Origin of the sequence: Teichococcus aestuarii, from assembly GCF_042651065.1 — a bacterium.
GTDB lineage: Bacteria > Pseudomonadota > Alphaproteobacteria > Acetobacterales > Acetobacteraceae > Pseudoroseomonas > Pseudoroseomonas aestuarii.
Genome location: NZ_JBHSCH010000003.1, coordinates 20260 through 37739, shown reverse-complemented (window position 1 = coordinate 37739; position 17480 = coordinate 20260). Strand labels below are relative to the sequence as shown.

The window sequence follows — 17480 nt, the reverse complement described above, 5'->3', positions numbered from 1 at the left end:
CTGAACAAGCCCGCGTTCAGCGCCCCGGCGCGGCGCCGCCCGGGCCCCGCGCGGTCAGCGCGCGGCGGATCTCGGCCTCCGCCTTGGCCAGCTCCACCGTCGCGTGCCGGCGGGCGGCGCGGCCCTCCTCGGCGATGCGCAGGCTGTCCTCCAGCGTCGCCACCAGCGCGGCATTGGCCCGCTGCACGGCGTCGAGGTCGAACACCCCGCGCTCCAGCTCGGTGCGCGCCTCGGCATTGCCCTGGCGCAGCGTCTCGGCATTGGCGGTGAGCAGGCGGTTGGTCAGGTCGGTGGCGGCGCGCACGGCGCCGCTGGCCTCGCGCATGTTGCGGATGGCCAGCGCCTGGGCCAGCTGGGTGCGCCAGAGCGGCACGGTGTTGGCCAGCACGGAATGAATCTTGGCAGCCAGTGCCTTGTCGTTCTCCTGGATCAGCCGCATGCCAGGCAGCGACTGCATGGCCACCTGCCGGGTCAGGCGCAGGTCGTGCACGCGGCGGTCCAGCTCGTCGCGCGCCGCGCGCAGGTCGCGCAGGCGCTGCGGCGCCAGCGGCTGGGCGGCGTCGTTCGCCTCGCGCTCGGCGGCGGGGATGATCTCGGCGTCGGTGCGGGCCAGCACCGCCTCGCCGGCGGCGATATGCTCGGCCAGCGCGTGGAACCATTCCAGCGTGGCGCCGTAGAGCCGCTCCAGCCGCTCCACATCCTCGAGCAGCCGGGTGCGGTGGCCGTCCAGCCGGTCGCCCGCCGCCTCGATCTGGCCGCGCACGCCCTCGTAGCGCTGGATGATGGCGGTGGCCTCCGCCCGGCCGCGGTTGAACAGCCGGCCGAGCAGGCCGGGCTTCTCGCCGGCCTGGGTCACGTCGAAGCCGCGCAGCGTGGCGAGCAGGCCGGAGAGCGCCTCCCCCGCCTCGCCCGTCGCCTGGTTGCGGGCGGCGCCCAGCATGGCGTCCGCCGCCGCCGTGGCGCGGTTCTGCGCCTCCGCGCCGAAGCGCAGGATGGTGGAGGGGTCGCGCAGGTCGATCTCGGCGGCCAGCGCCGCCACGCGCTGCGGCGCCACCGGGCGCTCGGCCTGGCTCCCGCGGGTCTCGGTCGTCGTGCCGCTCATGATGCGTAGCCCTCCTGGCGCAGGCGGTCGGCCAGCACCTTCACCTGGATCTCCAGCGCCTCGGTCTCCTCGGCGCGCAGCCGGTCGCGCAAGGACAGGCTGCCGCGCGCCATGTCGCCGATCAGCAGCGGCAGGCCGGGCGGCGGCGCCGCGCCCTGCGCCAGGCTGCGGTCGATTCGCTCCAGCCCGTCGAGCTGCAAATTGAGGAAGCGGCGCGCCTCGCCGGTGTGCTCGGGGCGGCGCTCCAGCTCGGCGGCCAGGGCGCGCAGCCCCTCCAGCGCGGGAGCGAGGCGGGGATCGGCGCCGGACAAGGTGGCCAGGCGCACCCGCACCGCATCCAGCGGGCCGGGCGCCGGCGGCGGCACGGGCTCCGGCTCGGGCGGGACGCTGTCCTCATACAGCAAGCGCGTGCCGAAGAAGGCCATGGCGCCGAACACCACCGCGCCGAGCGGCGGCACCGCGCCGGCGAGGCCGGCCACCAGCCCGGTGGCGACGCCCGCCAGCGCCGAGGCCTGCCGCACCCGGCCGCGCCGCAGCCGGCGGATGGCCAGCCAGAGCAGGCCCATGCCCAGCAGCACGCCGAGCAGCGGCCGCTGCGCGCCGGAGAGCAGCGCGATCAGCAGCGTCGGCGCCAGCGGCAGGGCCAGCAGCACCAGCACCGTGCCGCGCAGCCGGCGCAGCTGCTGGCCGAGATGGGCGATGCCGTCGCTGCGCTCCAGCCGCGCGCGCCAGGGCGGGAGACGGCCGCTCACGAGAACAGCCCGATGACCGAGCGGAAGAAGGCCAGCACCGCCACCAGCCACAGCGAGCAGCCGAGCAGCGCGAAACCGCCGGCGCGGCGTAGCGCGTCGCGCCCGGTGAGGGCCAGCCGGTCCTGCGCGGGGGCGGGGCCGGGCCGGAGGGGGGATGCGGGTGTCATGCCGCTCAGATTGCCCTGGCGGGCCGCGCAATCAAGCAGCGCGAGCGGGGCGGCATCATGCCGCCGCCCCGCTTTTTGCTCAGGTGCCAGCCTCAGGCGCCGACCACGCCGCCACCCTTGCGGGTGATGGCGATGATGGACGGGCGCGGCGGCGTCGCGGCGTCGAAATCCGGCCAGCGGGTGGAGGGCTCGGCGAAGTGGCTGCCCTTGTCGTCGCCCGGGTGCTGGATGGCCAGGAACACCGTCTCGTCATCCGGCGTGAAGCAGGGGCCGCACACCTCGGCGCCGGTCGGCGCCTGATAGAACAGGCGGGTCAGGCCGCGGCCGGGGCCGGCGGTGTCGGCGGCGTAGAGGCCGTCCGCCACCTTCGAGGTGCCGGGGGCGCCGTCGGTCGAGATCCAGATGCGGCCCTTGCTGTCGAAGGTGCAGTTGTCCGGGCAGGAGAGCCAGCCCTCGGCGCTGGTGCCCTGGTGGTACTGCGCCCCGGCATCGACGCCGGGGCGGCCGGCGATCAGGAAGATCTCCCAGCGGCCTTCCGTCGCGGCGTGGTCCACCTTCTCCGTGCCGGCGCCGGGCGGGATCATCTCGATGACATGGCCATGCGCGTTGGTCGGGCGCGGGTTGGCCTTGTCCACCTGCTCCGGCTTGCGGCGGGTGTTGTTGGTGAGCATGGCGTAGACGCGCCCGTTCACCGGGTTGGCCTGCACATCCTCGGGGCGGTCCATCGGCGTCGCCTTCAGCAGGTCGGCGGCGCGGCGGGTCTCGATCAGCACGTCGCCCTGGCTGGCGAAGCCGTTGGCCTCGGTCAGCGGGCCCTGGCCGTGCACCAGCGGCAGCCACTCCATGCGGCCGTCATCATGCAGGCGCGCCACGTAGAGCGTGCCCTCGTCCAGCAGGTCGCGGTTGGCCGCCGGGTCGTTGGGGTTCCAGGGGCGGGCGGTGACGAACTTGTAGATGTAGTCGAACCGCTCGTCGTCGCCCGAGTAGAACACCACGCGGCCATCGGCGGAGATGGCGTGGGTGCAGCCCTCATGCTTGAAGCGGCCGAGGGCGGTGCGCTTCACCGGCACGCTCTGCGGGTCGTAGGGGTCGAACTCCACCACCCAGCCGAAGCGGTTCGGCTCGTTCGGCTCCTGGCCGAGGTCGAAGCGCGCCACGTGCTGGCCCCAGCCATAGCCGGCCTTCTCGACGATGCCGTAGCGCTTGTAGGCGGCGGCCTGGTCGCCCGTGGTGGCGGCGGCACCGCCGAAATACTGGTTGAAGTTCTCCTCGCAGGTGATGACCGTGCCCCAGGGCGTGTTGCCGCCGGCGCAGTTGTTCAGCGTGCCGAGCACCTCCCGCCCGCTGGGGTCGGCGCTGGTCCGCATGCGCGGGTGGCCGGCGGCGGGGCCGCTGATGCGCATCGGCGTCTCGGCGGTGATGCGGCGGTTCATCCGGCCCGCCTGCACGGGCGCCCAGCGCCCGTTCTCGCGCCGGATCTCCACCACCGACATGCCGTGCGCCGCCATCTCGGTCAGCGCCTGCTCGCGGGAGGGGTTGGCCTTGGCGGGGCCTTCCTCGGGCAGGCCGGGGAACATCAGCTGCGGGTCGGTGTATTCGTGGTTCACCGCCAGCAGGCCATGCGTGGCGTTACGGCTGCCGCGCGGCAGCGGGAAGAAATCGACGTAGTCGTTGTTGTAGCCGAACTGCGCCGCCTGCGCCGCGGCGCTCTGGCGCTGCGGGTCGAAGGCCGGCGCGTCGGGCAGCACCGGGTCGCCCCAGCGGATCACGGTCTGGATCTCGTAGCTCTCGGCCACCGCGTCGCGCGGCGCCAGCTGGTGGGCGATCTCCGGGAAGGTGAGGCTGGAGGGACCGGCCACGGCCGCCGCGCCGGGCGCCGTCTGGGCCGCCGCCGGGCTTGCGGAGGCGAGCAGCTGGTCGGCGAAGCTCATCGCCGCCGCGCCGCCGAGCAGCCCGCGCAGCGCCGCGCGGCGCGACAGGCGGCGGGCGATCAGCGTGCCGATCGTCTCCTCGGGGTGCGGGTTGCTGCCGATATCCTCGAGTTCCACCCGGTCATGGGCAGGCGAATGGGTGTCAGGCATGGTGTCTGTCCCGGAGCATGGGGCCACGCCAGGGGAGCGGGCCGGTCGGCCGGCAAGGAAGCCACGGGCCGCGTCACGCTGATGACGATTCGATGAAGCTTCGATGATGGCCGGCCCCCCTCACCCGCCGCGCGCGGCGAAGAAGCGCGCGATGGCCTCGGCCGCGCGGTCCAGATGCGCCTCCAGCACCGCCACGGCGCCGGGAATGTCCTGCGCGCGGGCGGCCGCCAGCATGGCGCGATGGTCCTGCTGGGAGAGGTGCTCCCGCCCATGCGCGGCGAGGTGGAAGCGCAGGTAGCGGTCGAAGGCGGCGAGTTGCGCCTCGGTCAGCGCCAGCAGGCGCGGATGCCCGGCGGCGGCGTAGAGCGCCATGTGGAAGCGGCGGTTCAGCAGCCCCATCCGCCCCGCCTCCGTCTCCGAATCCATGGCCAGGATCAGCGCCTCCGCCGCGCCCAGCTGCGCCGGGGTGAGGCGCGGGATGGACAGGCGCAGCGCCGCCGGCTCCAGCGCGCGGCGGATGGCGTAGGTGTCGGCGGCGTCGGCGGCGGAGATCTCCGTCACCACGGCGCCCCGGTGCGGCACCATGTCCACCAGCGCCTGCGCCTCCAGTTGCCGCAGCGCCTCGCGCACCGGCATGCGGCTGACGCCGAAGCGCTCGGCCAGTTCCTCCTGCCGCAGCGGGGTGCCGCCGGGCAGGCTGCCATCGAGGATCGCCGCCTTCAGCACCGCCTCGACGAATTCGGTGGCGGTGCGCCAGCGCCCTTCCAGGGCCGGCGCCAGCGCGTCCAGCGGCGAGGCAGGGTCAGCCATGCGGCAGATCCAATATCCATCCGTTGATTGGATCCAATCTTACGCTACCCTGCCCGCCTCTTTCCAGCGGCATCGAGGGGAGGCCCGACGGGCATGGCCGAGACGAGGCAGGGGGCGGCAGCCCGGGCGGGACTTCTTCAGCCCGTGGTGGCGGGGGTGCTGGCGGCGGTGGTGGGCTTCGCCAGTTCCTTCGCCGTGGTGCTGCAGGGCTTCGCGGCGGTGGGCGCCACCCCCGCCCAGGCGGCCTCCGGCCTGCTGGCGCTCTGCGTGATGCAGGGGCCGCTGGCGGCGCTGCTGAGCTGGCGCTGGCGCATGCCCATCATCACCGCCTGGTCCACCCCCGGCGCGGCGCTGCTGGTGGCCACCGGCATGCCGGAGGGCGGCTTTCCCGTCGCCGTCGGCGCCTTCCTGCTGGCGGCGCTGCTGATCGTGCTGGCGGGGCTGTGGAAGCCCTTCGGCCGGGCGGTGGCGGCCATCCCGCCCAGCCTCGCCAATGCCATGCTGGCGGGCGTGCTGCTGGACATCTGCCTAGCGCCGGTGCGCGCGGTGGGCGCCATGCCGCTGCTGGCGCTGCCGGTGGTGCTGGCCTGGGCGCTGGCCTGGCGCTTCGCCCGGCTCTACGCCGTGCCCGTCGCGGTGGCGGTGGCGGCGGCGGTCATCCTGCTCGCCACGCCGCTGCCGCAGGAAGCGCTGGCCGACATCCTGCCGCGGCTAGAATGGGTGGCGCCGCGCTTCACCGCCGGCGCCGCCATCGGCATCGCGCTGCCGCTGTTCCTGGTGACGATGGCCTCGCAGAACGTGCCGGGCCTCGCGGTGCTGAGCGCCAATGGCTACCGGCCGGCGCCGGGGCCGATCTTCACCGCCACCGGCCTCGCCAGCGCGCTGATCGCGCCCCTCGGTGCGCATTCGCTCAACCTCGCCGCCATCACCGCCGCCCTCTGCGCCGGGCGCGACGCGCACCCCGACCCGGCGCGCCGCTGGGTGGCCGCCGTGGCCGGCGGCGCGGCCTATGTTGTGCTGGGGCTGGGGGCGGGCTTCGCGGTGGCCTTCATCACCGCCTCGCCGCCGCTGCTGATCCAGGCGGTGGCGGGGCTGGCGCTGCTGGGCGCGCTGGCCGGGGCGCTGCATTCCGCCCTGGCGAAGGAGGCGGAGCGCATCCCCGCCATCCTCACCTTCGTCACCGCCGCCTCGGGCCTGTCCCTGCTCGGCATCGGCGCCGCCTTCTGGGGGCTGCTGGCGGGCGGTGCGCTGCTGCTGCTGGAGCGCAGCCGCCGCTGATCAGCTTCCCACCTTCAGCGTCGCCACCAGCCCGCGCAGCGCCGCCAAGATGGAGAGCGGCGTGAGCCGCCCGGTGCGCGGGTTGGCCACGCTCGGCACGCCCTCGATCGTCATGCTGAAGCGTGCCGCCTCGGCCTCGACGCGGATGGTGTGGGTGTTGCGGGTGCTGGTCGGGTCGGCCCAGATCTCCACCCGCGTGCGCTCCGGCCCGATGCCGGCCAGCGCCAGGGCGGCGGCCACGTTCACATTGGCCGGAAAGCCGCGCGCCGCCTCCAGCGCATTGCCGGCGAAGATGCGCGTCGGGGCCGTGAGCCCTTCCAGCCCGAGGCCGTGCTCGCGCAGGTAGGGGGCGCCGGCCAGCCCGGCGGGCGGCTTGCGCGTCTCCAGCGTCACGCTCTCCACCGGGCCCTCGGCGGCGGCGCGCACCGCATCCAGCCCCAGCAGCGCGCCGGTCGGCACCAGGATGCGGGCGCCGCTGGCCCGCGCGGCCTCGATCAGCCCCGGACGCGCCAGCAGCGCGCCGACGCTGGCCGGCACGAAGATGCGCCCCGCCGCCACCGCCGGCTCCGCCACCGCGTCGAAGGCGGCGGCGGGCATGGCTTCCACCACGATGTCCGCCTCCGCCAGGGCGGCCAGCGGGCGCAGCGGCGGCGGCGCGCGGAAGCCGGCCAGCGCCGCCTCGGCCTTCGCCTTGTCCCGCGCCGAGACGGCCACCAGCCGCAGCCCGTCGGCGCCCGCATCGAGGCGCCGCGCCAGTTCCAGCCCGATGGCGCCAAGCCCCGCCACCGCCACCGTCATGTTCCGCATGCTGTGCCCTTTTCATCACCCCGTCGCCCCATCCGGGCGATTTTGTAGCTGGGGTCTTGCGCGAGAGGGGAGAAAGACTAAATCGCGGCCTTCACCGGAGCGGCCTCACGAAATTGTGGGGATTGTTCTTCCCGCCACCGCCGGCATCCCCATGCCGTCCTGGAACCGGGCATGACTCGATGAGCCAGACCGTTCTCTCCCCGCCGACGCAGGCGGGGGCTTCCCTGTTGCGTACGCCGGAGCGCGTGATTCCTGTGGTGCTGGATCTCGGGCGCCCCCTGCCGCAAATGTCCCAGGACATGCCGGAGGAGGGTTCCGCCTTCCTGGGCCTCTGCGCCGCCATGCTGCGCACCACGCCCGGCGCCCCGTCCAGCGCGCTGCGCGCCATGGAGGCGCTGCGCCTGCGCGGCTGGCGCAGCGCCGGCGCCCTGGGGGCGCAGCCGGCCGGCTCCCTGGAATCCCTGCTGCGCGAGGCCGGCTACAAGGGCCATGCCGCGCCGCTGTCCCGCCGCCTGCACGCCATGGCGGCGCATCTGGCCGAATGCTGGGAGGGCACGCCCGATGCCTTGCGCCTGGCCGCCAACGGCCAGGTGGCCGCGCTGCGCCGCCTGCTGCGCAAGATGCCCGGGCTGGGCAAGGCGGCGGTGGACAGCTTCTGCCAGGACATGCAGCTCCTCTGGACCGAGCTCTACCCCTTTGCCGAGCCACGCGCCCTGCGCGCCGCCCGGCGGCTTCGGCTGGGGGGGGACGCGGCCGCCCTCGCCGGCAACTGCCCGCCGGAGGAACTGCCGCGCCTGGCCGCCGCGCTCGCGCAGATCGAGCGGCAGGATGGCTACACGCTGCTGACGCGGCGGCTGAGTGCCTGAGAAGGCAAGGCCGGAGGGAAGGGCATTTCCTCCGGCCATTCCGGCAGGCGCGCCACAGCCATGCGCGCCCGTGGCACCGCACGCGCAGGATCGATGGAAAAGGCACTTCGGGGAGGGAGGCGTGGGGCGACCTACGGGACTCGAACCCGTGACATCCACGACCACAACGTGGCGCTCTACCAACTGAGCTAAGGCCGCCATACTCACGCCGCGGCGCCATCCGGCGCCGTGGTGGAGGGGGAATTAATCCGGCGCGGCGCCGCCGTCAACAGGCCGCGCGCGGGGTGAATCAGAAGATCGCCTCGCCCGCCAGCAACGCCAGAACCAGCACGATGACGAACAGCGCGAGGAACACGGCGAACAGGATCTTGGCGATACGCCCCGTCACCGCCGAGACACCCGTCAGCCCCAGCGCACCCGCGATGATGGAGATCACCAGGAAGATCAGCGCCCATTTCAGCATTGCGGCCTCCTCTCGCCCGCACGGCTGCGGGTTGCCCAGGCGCAACGCCCTGGCCAGAGCGCGGTTTCCAGCCGGAGCGCGGCTTTATTCGCGCCCTTCCTCCAGCATTGCCATCAGGGTTTCCAGCCGGTCCGCCTCGGCCGCCGGCTTGTCGGCGCGCAGCCGGGCGATTCGCGGGAAGCGCAGCGCCACGCCGGATTTGTGCCGCCCCGAGCGCTGCGCCGCGTCGAACACGATCTCCAGCACCAGCTCCTTCTCCACCTCCCGCACCGGGCCGAAGCGCGAGAGGGTGTGGTTGCGAATCCAACGGTCCAGCCAGACCAGCTCCTGGTCGGTGTAGCCGGAATAGGCCTTGCCCACCGGCACCAGCTCCTCGCCCCCCTGCCCGTCCGGCCGCCACAGGCCGAAGGTGTAGTCGCTGTAGGTGCTGCTGCGCTTGCCGTGGCCGCGCTGGGCATACATCAGCACCGCGTCGATCGAGAGCGGCGCGCGCTTCCACTTCCACCACAGCCCTTTCGGCCGGCCCGCCACATAGGGGGCGTCGCCGCGCTTGAGCATCAGCCCCTCGATGCCGGCGGCGCGGGCGCCCTCCCGCAGCCCGGTGAGCTGCTCCAGCGAGGCGAAGGCGATCTGCGGCGAGAGGTCCATCCGCTCCGGCCTCACGCGGGCGAACCAGGCTTCCAGCCGTTCGCGCCGCGTGTCGTAGGGCAGCGGGCGGAGATCCTCGCCATTCTCGAACAGCAGGTCGTAGAGGCGCAGCCCGGTCGGGTGGTCGCGCAGCAGCTTCGGGCCCACCACCTTGCGGTTCAGCCGCTGCTGCAGGTCGGCGAAGGGCGCCACCACGCCGCCCTCGCGCATCACCAGCAGCTCGCCATCGACCACGGCGTGGAAGCCCATCGCCTCCACCACCTCGGGGAAGGCGGCGGACATGTCCTCGCCGGTGCGCGACCACAGGCGCCGCCCGCCCGGGCCGGCGGCGGCCTGCACCCGCACCCCGTCCCATTTCCACTCGGCGCGGAAGGCGGCGTGGTCCAGCGCCGCGATGTCCGGCGCCTCCAGCGGCTGCGCCAGCATGGGCGAGCGGAAGACGGGCGCGTCGCGCGGGTCGGGGCGCGGCCCCTTCCCCTCCAGCCAGCGGAACAACGGCAGGTAGGGCGGCGGCACGCCGTGCCACACCTCCTCCACCTCCTCGACGGGGTGGCCGGACCAGTCCGCCAGCGCCTGCCGCGCCAGCCGCGCGGAGGCGCCGACGCGCAGCCCGCCCGTGACCAGCTTGATCAGCGCGAGGCGCCCGCCGGCGTCCAGCACGTCCAGCCATTCGGCCATGCGCACCGGCACCTCGGATTTCGGCAGCAGCTCCAGCGTCTCCACCACTTCGGAGAGATCGGGCGGCGGGCGGTTGGGGCGGGACTCCGGCTCGGGCCAGATCAGCGCCACCGTCTCGGCCAGGTCACCCACATAGTCGTGGCTCCAGGCCAGCAGCACCGGGTCCACCCGCGTCGCCACCAGCTCCCGCACCAGGGAGGGCTTGGCGGTGGAGAAGCGCAGCTCGCCGGCAATGGCGGCCAGCGCCACGCCGCGGTCCGGGTCCGGCTGGGTGGCGAACCACCGCTTCAGCAAGGCGAGCTTGGCGTTGCGTCCGGGGGTGAAGAGCAGCCGCTCCAGCAGTTCGGCGAAGGCGGGCAGGCTCATGCGGCGTCCTCCGCGCCAACGGCTGCGCTGGCCAGGTCGAGTGCCGCCTCGCCGCTCTCCTCCTCCTCGCGGCCCAGCAGGTGCAGGGCGCGGCCGCGCACGCCGCGCCCGGCCAGGGCGTGGATCAGCGCCTCCTCCCGGCCATGCGTCACCCAGACCTCGGGGGCGCCCACCTCGGCGATGCTGGCCAGCAGATCGTCCCAGTCCACATGGTCGCTGACGATCAGCGGCAGCTCGACGCCGCGCGCCTTGGCGCGCTGCCGCACCCGCATCCAGCCCGAGGCCACCGCCGTCACCGGGTCGGCCAGGCGGCGGGCCCAGGGGTTGGCCTCGGCCGAGGGCGGCGCCAGCACCAGCTCGCCGGCCAGCACGGTGGCGCCACGCTTCTCGGGGCGCGGCAAGGGGCGCAGCTCGCCCATCGGGATGCCGAAGCGCTCATACAGCGCGCACATGGATTGCTGCGCGCCATGCAGGTAGATCGGCCGCTGCCATCCCGCCTCGCGCAGCAGCGCGATCAGCCGCTGGCACTTGCCCAGCGCGTAGCAGCCGACGAGATGCGCCCGCTCCGGGAACAGCGCCACGCTCTCCAGCAGCCGGCGCACCTCCTGCGCGGCGGGCGGGTGGCGGAACACCGGCAGGGCGAAGGTGGCCTCGGTGACGAACACGTCGCAGGGCACCGGCTCGAAGGGGGCGCAGGTGGGGTCGGGCTGTCGCTTGTAGTCGCCCGAGACGACGATGCGGCTGCCCTGCCATTCCAGCACCACCTGCGCCGAGCCCAGCACATGCCCGGCCGGCACCAGCGTGACCCGCACGCCCCCCACCGTGATGGGCGCGTGATAGGCCAGCGCCTGCTGGCTGCGCCCGGCCCGCCCCTCGCCGAGGCGGGCGGTCATGATGGCCAGCGTCTCCGGCGTGGCCAGCACGGCGCCGTGGTCGGGCCGGGCGTGGTCGGAATGGCCGTGGCTGATGATGGCGCGTGGCGCGCCGGCCATCGGGTCGATGAAGAAGTCACCCGGCTCGCAGTAGAGGCCCTGCGGGGTGACGCGGATCCAGGTGTCGGGGTGCGGCGGGGGCATGCTGCTGCAACACCTGGGCGGCGCCCCCGGCTGCACAAGAGCGCGCGCGGGGCCTCGCCGTCAGCGGGGCGGCACGGTGCGGGCGCTGGCGCCGGGGGCGCAGAAGGCCTGGCGGAAGGCGGCGCCGGTCCTCGGCCAGGTGTTGCCGGAGATCTTCCCGGCATAGTCGGCGTCGTGGTTCCAGTAGTTGGTGTAGAGCACGTTGTGCTGGCTCACCCACTCGCGGAAGCGCTGGATGAAGGGGCCGGCATTGTCGCCCTGCACGCCCCACTCCGAATAGGCCGTGGGCTTGCCGCGGCGCTTCGCGAAGTCCTCGATGTAGCGCAGGCCGTAGCGGTTGTCGCGGATCGCCTCGAAGGCGCGCACCGGGTCGGAGGGCAGGTACTGCTTCTTCCAGTAGAAATCCATGCCGATGATGTCGACATACGCATCGCCCGGATAGGCCTTCGCCGGGTCCATCGTCTCGCCGTAGTTGATGTTCCACTCGAAGCGGAACCTGTCCGACACGGCGCGGAAGGAATTGACGATGTGGCGGAAGGTGGCGACGAAATCCGCCTCCTTGCCCTGCGCCGCCCAGGGGAACCAGTCGCCATTCATCTCCCAGCCAAGGCGGATGCGGATGGTGCCGTCCGGGAAGGGCTTGGTGCGCGCCAGCTCGCGCGCCGCATCCGTGTAGTAGCGGTTGTAGCGGCCGCTGGCCGCCTCGCGCAGGCTGGAGTTCTTCGGGATCATGGCGACGGACCACAGCGCCGGCAGGTCATAACTCGCGAATTGCTGGATGAACCATTGCGGCTTGCCGATCTCCTCCCAGGTGCGCTGCCCGGTGAAGATCATCAGGTGCTCGACCTTGCAGCCCAGCCAGTCCTCGAATTCCCGCACCAGCTTCGCGTCGTTGGCGCCATAGACGCCGAGCGGCGCCGCCTGGGCCATGGGCGCCCAGGCGGGCGTGGCGGCCAGCCCGGCCAGCAGCGGCAGGGCCAGCGCCGGCCGCAGCCAGCGCCGCCAGGGGCCGCGCTGCCACCGCGTGCCATCCAGGGCGGGGCGCCCGTCTCCGGCCTGCATCCGCTTCGCCTGCTGCCGCATGGTGCCTCCGTTCTTTCCGCATCGCATCATGGCGGGATTGATCGGTATGCGAGGAGGCCCGGTAAAGCCTCCTGGCGCGGATGTGTTGGGCGCTGTCGGCCTGTTCAGCCCGCCCCTGCCCCGCCCGCCGGGCCGATGGGAGCCGCCCAGTCCGGCGCCGGCATGCGCCGGTAGGCTTCGCGCAGCGCCTCGGACCAGCTCTCCCGCAGGCCGCGGAAATACGGCTCCTCCTCGGTGATGCGCCGCTGCAGGCGCACCGCGTAAGTGTCGGCCTCATAGACCAGCAGGTCCAGCGGCATCCCCACCGTCAGGTTGGAGCGCAGCGTGCTGTCCATGCTGACGAGGGTGAGCTTGATGCCGTCCTCCAGGCTGGTCTCGTGCCGCAGCGCGCGGTCGAGGATCGGCTTGCCATATTTATGCTCGCCGATCTGCAGGAAGGGCGTGTCCGGCGTCGCCTCAATGAAATTGCCCGCGGCGTAGACGAGATACAGCCGCACCGGCCCGCCGGCGATCTGCCCGCCCAGCATGATGGAGACGTCGAACCCCACCCCCTGCGCCTTCAGCATGGGGCCGTCCGTCTCATAGACCGAGCGGATGGCGGCGCCGACGAGCTGCGCCGCGCGGAACATGCTGGGCACGGAGAACAGCGTGTGCCGCTCCTCCTCCAGCATCACGCCCTCGCTCAGGTGGTTCCACACCGCCTGGGTGATGGCCAGGTTGCCGGCCGCCATCAGGCACAGCATCCGCTCGCCCGGCGCGGTGGCGGTGTACATCTTGGAGAAGGTCGAGATGTGGTCGACGCCCGCATTGGTGCGGGTGTCGGCCAGCATCACCAGCCCCTCGCGCAGCCAGAGACCGACGCAGTAGGTCACGGCTGCCGCCCGTTCAGGTAGAGGCGGCCGATCTCCTGGCCGAGCGTGATGTTCTGGTCGATCACGCCGGTGAGGAATTCGTGCAGCCCGCCGGCCAGCAGCCCGTCGATGCGGCCGTAGCGCAGCTTGGCATGCATGGCCCCGGCCAGGCGGTGGCACTCGCCGCGCGCGCCGCCATTGGCCGTCGCGATCGAGTCCAGTGTCTGCTCCACGCGGCGGTAGCAGGCGAGCAGCGAGCGCGGCAGCTCGGGCCGCAGGATCAGCAGCTCCGCCACCTGGGTCGGGTCGAGGCGCGCATGATAGACGTGCTGGAAGGCGCGCAGCGCCGAGACGGAGCGCAGCACCGCCTGCCACTGCGCGTAGTTCGCCGCATCCGCCGCAGCGCCGGGTTCGAAGGCGGCGTGGCGCACGTCGAGCAGCCGCGCCGTGTTGTCGGCCCGCTCCAGCACGGTGCCGAGATGGCAGAAGCGCCAGGCGTCGTCGCGCAGCATGGTGTCGGCCGCGGCGCCGTTGAACAGCAGGGTGCGGGACTTCACCCAGTCGAGGAAGCCAGGCAGCCGGTCGCCCTTGATGGCGCTGGAATCGAGGCGGCGGAACTCGATCCAGGTGTCGTTGATCGCCTCCCACATGTCGACGGTGAGCGCGGTGCGCACGGTGCGCGCGTTGCGCCGCGCGGCTTCCACGCAGGCGGCGATGCCGGCCGGGTTCTCCGCGTCGAGCGTCAGCCACTGGATGGCGGCCTCCTGCGCCAGCACCTCGTGCCGGGTGCGGAAGGCGGGCTCGCAGCCGGTGGCGATCATCAGCGCGCGCCATTCCTCGTCGGCGGCGCTCAGCGGGTCGGCGAGCAGCGCCATGCGCAGCGTCGCGGCCAGGCCGCGCGCCACATTGCCGGCGCGCTCGGAATAGCGCCCGAGCCAGAACAGGCTGTCGGCGGTGCGGGAGAGCATTGCTCAGCGGTCTCCCCGGGGGGTGTCGTTGGCGGGCGCCGCCGGGGTTGGGTCGGGCGCGGGCATGCCGAGGCTCTGGCTCATGTCGCCCATGATCTGCGTCATGCCGCCCATGCCCTGGCTCATGCCGCCCATCGTCTGGCGCATGCCGGCGGCCGACTGGCTCTGGCCTTGGGCGGGGGGTGCATCGTCCAGCACCCAGGTGTCCTTGGTGCCTCCGCCCTGGCTCGAATTGACCACCAGCGAGCCCTCGCGCAGCGCCACGCGCGTCAGCCCGCCCGGCACGATGCGGATGGTGCGGCCGAACAGCACGAAGGGCCGCAGGTCGACATGGCGCGGCGCGATGCCGCTGTCGCACAGGGTCGGCACGGTGGAAAGGGCGAGGGTCGGCTGGGCGATGTAGTCGCCGGGGCGGGCGCGGATGCGGGCGGCGAAGTCGGCGCGCTGCTCCTCCGTCGCGTGCGGCCCGACGAGCATGCCGTAGCCGCCCGAGCCGCGCGCCAGCTTCACCACCAGCTTGTCGAGATTGGCCAGCACATAGTCCCGGTCCGATTCGCGCTCGCACATGAAGGTGGGCACGTTGGAGAGGATCGGCTCCTCGTTGAGGTAGAAGCGCACCATCTCCGGCACGTAGGGGTAGACCGCCTTGTCATCGGCGATGCCAGCGCCGGGCGCGTTGGCCAGCGCCACATTGCCGGCGCGGTAGGCCGCCATCAGCCCGGGCACGCCGAGCGCGCTGTCGGGGCGGAACGCCTCCGGGTCGAGGTACTCGTCGTCGATGCGGCGGTAGATGACGTCGACGCGCTGCGGGCCGGCGGTGGTGCGCATGTACACCACCCTGTCGCGCACGAAGAGATCGGCGCCCTCCACCAGCTCGACGCCCATCTCGTCGGCCAGGAAGGAATGCTCGTAATAGGCGCTGTTGTAGGGGCCGGGGGTCAGCACCACCACCTTCGGCCCGCCATCGCAGCCCGGCGGCGCCAGGCTCTTCAGCGTCTCCAGCAGCTCCTCGGGGTAGTGGCTGACGGGGGCGATGCGGTGGCGGGTGAACACGTCCGGGAACAGGCGCAGCATCGCCTCCCGGTTCTCCAGCATGTAGGAGACGCCGGAGGGCGTGCGGCAATTGTCCTCCAGCACATAGAACTCGTCCGGCCCGGTGCGCACCAGGTCGATGCCGGAGATGACGGTGTAGACCCCGCCCGGCGGGGTGAAGCCCACCATCTGCGGCAGGAAGCCCTCATTCTCGCGCACCAGCTCGGCCGGGATGCGCCCGGCCTTGATGATCTCCTGCGGCCCGTACACGTCGGCCAGGAAGGCGTTGAGCGCCCGCACCCGCTGCTCCAGCCCCTTCGAGAGGCGCTCCCACTCCTCACGCGAGAGAATGCGGGGGATGACGTCGAAGGGGATCAGCCGCTCCGGGTCGCCGCCCTCGGTGTAGACGGCGAAGGTGACGCCGATGCGGCGGAACAGAACCTCCGCCTCGCGCCGCTTCTGGTCGAGCGCGTCCTGTCCCGTGGCTTCCAGGAAGCGGGCCATTTCGGCATAGGGGGGGCGGATGACGCCATTGGCGTGCATCTCGTCGAAGGCGGAGGCAGGGCGATCGGCCACGGTGGTTCCGGCGTCCTCACTGGTTGCGCGGCATTGCTCCTGCGTGAAGGGTCCTGCCCCCGCAAGGTTCCACACGAGGAACAACGCCCGCGTCAATTGAGCAAGGCCCCGGCCTGCTGCGCAAGCCGGCTTACGGTGAAGATGACGCTGCCGGGGCCGCCGATCACGCGGGGTTGCCCAAGCCGGCGGCATCCGCTGCCCGCACCCCGGGCGGTCCGGCCTTGACCGCGGCCGGCCCGGCGCCGGAGGCTGCCGGGCCGGCCCGAGAATGGGTCCGTCACAGGGAGCGACCGGATGCGACGCCGCCATCTCCTCGCCTTGCCTGCCGCCCTTGGCGCCGTCGCGCCCCAGGGCCCCGCCCCCGCCCTTGCCCAGCCCGCCTCGGACACGCCTGTGGACATGGCGCTGGTGCTGGCGGTGGATGCCTCCGGCAGCATCGATGCGGCGGATTTCCGCCTGCAGCGCGAGGGCTGCGCCGAAGCGGTGACGCACCCGGCCGTGCTGGCGGCGATCCGCGGCGCCATGCTGGGGCGGATCGCGGTGGCGATGGTGGAATGGGGCGCGCCCGGCGGCGCGGAGACGGTGGTGCCCTGGCACGCCGTGGCCGACGCCGCCGGCGCCGCCGCCCTGGCCCGGGCCTTTCGCGACGCGCCGCGCTCCCGCCAGAGCTGGAACGCCATCGGCGACGCGCTGGACCACGCGGCCGCGCTGATCGGCGCCTGCCCCTTCGAGGCGACGCGGGCGGTGATCGACCTCTCGGGCGACGCGCCGGACATGCGCGGCCACCGCCCCGCCCCCGAGGCGCGCGACGCGGCCGTGGCGGCCGGCATCACCATCAACGCGCTGGCCATCCTGGAGGGCCGGCCGGGGCTCGAGGAGACCTATGCGCGGACCGTGATCGGCGGCCCCGGGGCCTTCGTGATGGCCGCCTCGGGGCGGGAGGACTTCGCCCGGGCCCTGCGCGCCAAGCTGGTGCGCGAGATCGCCTGAATTTCAGATTCGGAACAAAAGTTAATTTAACCCTTGCGAGGCAAGGCCTTAGCGCGAATCGCGACGGCTTTTTTTGTTGGGATCGTTCACCGGTCCGTGCTAGCGAAGTTTCCATGACGTCCGCGACCCGCAGGGTGGTGCCCCCGCACCGCCCACGCCCCGCGGCGTTCCCGTGCCAGCAGGCACGGAGCGCCTCATCGCCCCGCCCCAGGGGCGCCCACGCAAGACCCCGAAAAGCACCACCAAGACGGTGGCCGGGGCTCATCCTGGGAGCCTTCCTGCTGGGAGCTCCCGCCCTGCTGTCCACGCCGGCCATGGCGTCCGGGCCCCGTTCGGCCTGCCTTGCCGCCGCCCGGACCGCGGAGAAGAAGCACGACCTGCCGGAAGGCCTGCTGGTGGCCATCGCGCTGGCGGAATCGGGGCTGCATGCCCATGCGCTGAGCGTCGGCGGCCGCGCCTATTACCCGGAGAGCCGGTCCGAGGCGCGGGCCATCCTGGCCGGCGCCAAGGCCAGCCAGTCCGTGATGGCGGGCTGCCTGCAGGTCAACACCCGGGTGCATGCCAGCGCCGGGCAGGACTGGCCGCTGGATGCCGCGCGCTCGGCGGATTGGGCGGCGGGCTATCTGCGCCGGCACTACAACAATTCCGGCAACTGGGCGGATGCCCTGCGGCGCTGGAATGGCGGCGGCCCCAACGCCGAGAAGCTGGTCTGCCGTGTCGAGGCGAAGCTGCAGGTGGTGCGGCCCGGCCACCGCATCCTGGGCAACCCGGCCTGCGGCAAGACCCAGACGGCCCGCCTGCGCCGCGACGCCCAGGCGCATCTGGAGCTGGCCGAAGCCAGCGACTGAACGGCCGCGCGGGCGCCGGGCGGCACCGTCCGGGGCCA

General features: G+C 73.1%; 17 protein-coding genes and 1 tRNA gene. 4 read left to right on the top strand and 14 right to left on the bottom strand.

Annotated features, from left to right (window positions below; genetic code table 11):
• Nucleotides 1–16: 16 nt before the first annotated feature.
• From ACFOY6_RS02210 to ACFOY6_RS02190, 5 genes are all read right to left on the bottom strand, one after another.
• The gene (locus ACFOY6_RS02210; protein WP_379648667.1) at nt 17–1102 is read right to left on the bottom strand and encodes a toxic anion resistance protein; all 1086 of its coding nucleotides are present in this window, start codon (nt 1100–1102) and stop codon (nt 17–19) included.
• Complete coding sequence (locus ACFOY6_RS02205; RefSeq protein ID WP_379648665.1) at nt 1099–1854, bottom strand: hypothetical protein; 756 nt, start codon at nt 1852–1854, stop codon at nt 1099–1101. Before ACFOY6_RS02205 ends, ACFOY6_RS02210 begins: the two co-directional genes overlap by 4 nt.
• A complete protein-coding gene (locus ACFOY6_RS02200; RefSeq protein ID WP_181378170.1) occupies nt 1851–2021 on the bottom strand; it encodes a hypothetical protein in 171 nt (56 codons plus the stop codon). Before ACFOY6_RS02200 ends, ACFOY6_RS02205 begins: the two co-directional genes overlap by 4 nt.
• Before the next feature lie 92 nt (nt 2022–2113).
• Nucleotides 2114–4102, bottom strand: a complete 1989-nt coding sequence (locus ACFOY6_RS02195; protein ID WP_379648663.1) for a PhoX family protein — start codon at nt 4100–4102, stop codon at nt 2114–2116.
• A 120-nt stretch (nt 4103–4222) separates the two neighbouring features.
• On the bottom strand, nt 4223–4912 hold the full coding sequence (locus ACFOY6_RS02190) for a GntR family transcriptional regulator (protein ID WP_109517665.1): 690 nt from the start codon (nt 4910–4912) through the stop codon (nt 4223–4225).
• A gap of 93 nt (nt 4913–5005) precedes the next feature.
• Here ACFOY6_RS02190 and ACFOY6_RS02185 point away from each other — a divergent pair, with 93 nt between their 5' ends.
• Entirely contained in the window at nt 5006–6190 is a 1185-nt protein-coding gene (locus tag ACFOY6_RS02185) for a benzoate/H(+) symporter BenE family transporter (protein WP_109517664.1), read from the top strand.
• On the opposite strand, the gene ACFOY6_RS02180 is transcribed toward ACFOY6_RS02185, so the two are convergent.
• The gene (locus ACFOY6_RS02180) at nt 6191–6997 is read right to left on the bottom strand and encodes an aspartate dehydrogenase (protein ID WP_379633957.1); all 807 of its coding nucleotides are present in this window, start codon (nt 6995–6997) and stop codon (nt 6191–6193) included.
• Between the two features lie 179 nt (nt 6998–7176).
• On the opposite strand from ACFOY6_RS02180, the gene ACFOY6_RS02175 reads away from it, so the two are divergent.
• On the top strand, nt 7177–7863 hold the full coding sequence (locus ACFOY6_RS02175; RefSeq protein ID WP_379648661.1) for a hypothetical protein: 687 nt from the start codon (nt 7177–7179) through the stop codon (nt 7861–7863).
• Between the two features lie 122 nt (nt 7864–7985).
• Here the strand turns inward: ACFOY6_RS02175 and ACFOY6_RS02170 are convergent.
• From ACFOY6_RS02170 to ACFOY6_RS02135, 8 genes are all read right to left on the bottom strand, one after another.
• A tRNA-His gene (locus ACFOY6_RS02170) sits at nt 7986–8061 on the bottom strand.
• A 91-nt stretch (nt 8062–8152) separates the two neighbouring features.
• Nucleotides 8153–8326 carry a DUF1328 domain-containing protein gene (locus ACFOY6_RS02165; protein ID WP_109517662.1) on the bottom strand — a complete coding sequence of 58 codons (174 nt, stop codon included), beginning with the start codon at nt 8324–8326 and terminating at the stop codon, nt 8153–8155.
• Between the two features lie 84 nt (nt 8327–8410).
• On the bottom strand, nt 8411–10018 hold the full coding sequence (locus ACFOY6_RS02160; protein WP_379648659.1) for a cisplatin damage response ATP-dependent DNA ligase: 1608 nt from the start codon (nt 10016–10018) through the stop codon (nt 8411–8413).
• On the bottom strand, nt 10015–11094 hold the full coding sequence (locus tag ACFOY6_RS02155; RefSeq protein WP_379648657.1) for a ligase-associated DNA damage response exonuclease: 1080 nt from the start codon (nt 11092–11094) through the stop codon (nt 10015–10017). Before ACFOY6_RS02155 ends, ACFOY6_RS02160 begins: the two co-directional genes overlap by 4 nt.
• Nucleotides 11095–11154: 60 nt before the next feature.
• A complete protein-coding gene (locus ACFOY6_RS02150; protein ID WP_379648655.1) occupies nt 11155–12177 on the bottom strand; it encodes a glycoside hydrolase family 26 protein in 1023 nt (340 codons plus the stop codon).
• Nucleotides 12178–12281: 104 nt separating this feature from the next.
• The gene (locus ACFOY6_RS02145; RefSeq protein ID WP_379633950.1) at nt 12282–13049 is read right to left on the bottom strand and encodes a peptidase; all 768 of its coding nucleotides are present in this window, start codon (nt 13047–13049) and stop codon (nt 12282–12284) included.
• Nucleotides 13046–13996, bottom strand: a complete 951-nt coding sequence (locus tag ACFOY6_RS02140; protein ID WP_109517658.1) for an alpha-E domain-containing protein — start codon at nt 13994–13996, stop codon at nt 13046–13048. The genes ACFOY6_RS02145 and ACFOY6_RS02140 overlap by 4 nt, the downstream gene beginning before the upstream one ends.
• A 3-nt stretch (nt 13997–13999) precedes the next feature.
• On the bottom strand, nt 14000–15604 hold the full coding sequence (locus ACFOY6_RS02135; protein ID WP_456316926.1) for a circularly permuted type 2 ATP-grasp protein: 1605 nt from the start codon (nt 15602–15604) through the stop codon (nt 14000–14002).
• Nucleotides 15605–15898: 294 nt separating this feature from the next.
• Here ACFOY6_RS02135 and ACFOY6_RS02130 point away from each other — a divergent pair, with 294 nt between their 5' ends.
• Together ACFOY6_RS02130 and ACFOY6_RS02125 are read left to right on the top strand one after the other, a co-directional pair.
• Entirely contained in the window at nt 15899–16594 is a 696-nt protein-coding gene (locus tag ACFOY6_RS02130) for a DUF1194 domain-containing protein (protein ID WP_379633946.1), read from the top strand.
• A 314-nt stretch (nt 16595–16908) separates the two neighbouring features.
• The gene (locus tag ACFOY6_RS02125) at nt 16909–17442 is read left to right on the top strand and encodes a transglycosylase SLT domain-containing protein (RefSeq protein WP_379633944.1); all 534 of its coding nucleotides are present in this window, start codon (nt 16909–16911) and stop codon (nt 17440–17442) included.
• Nucleotides 17443–17480: the final 38 nt, after the last annotated feature.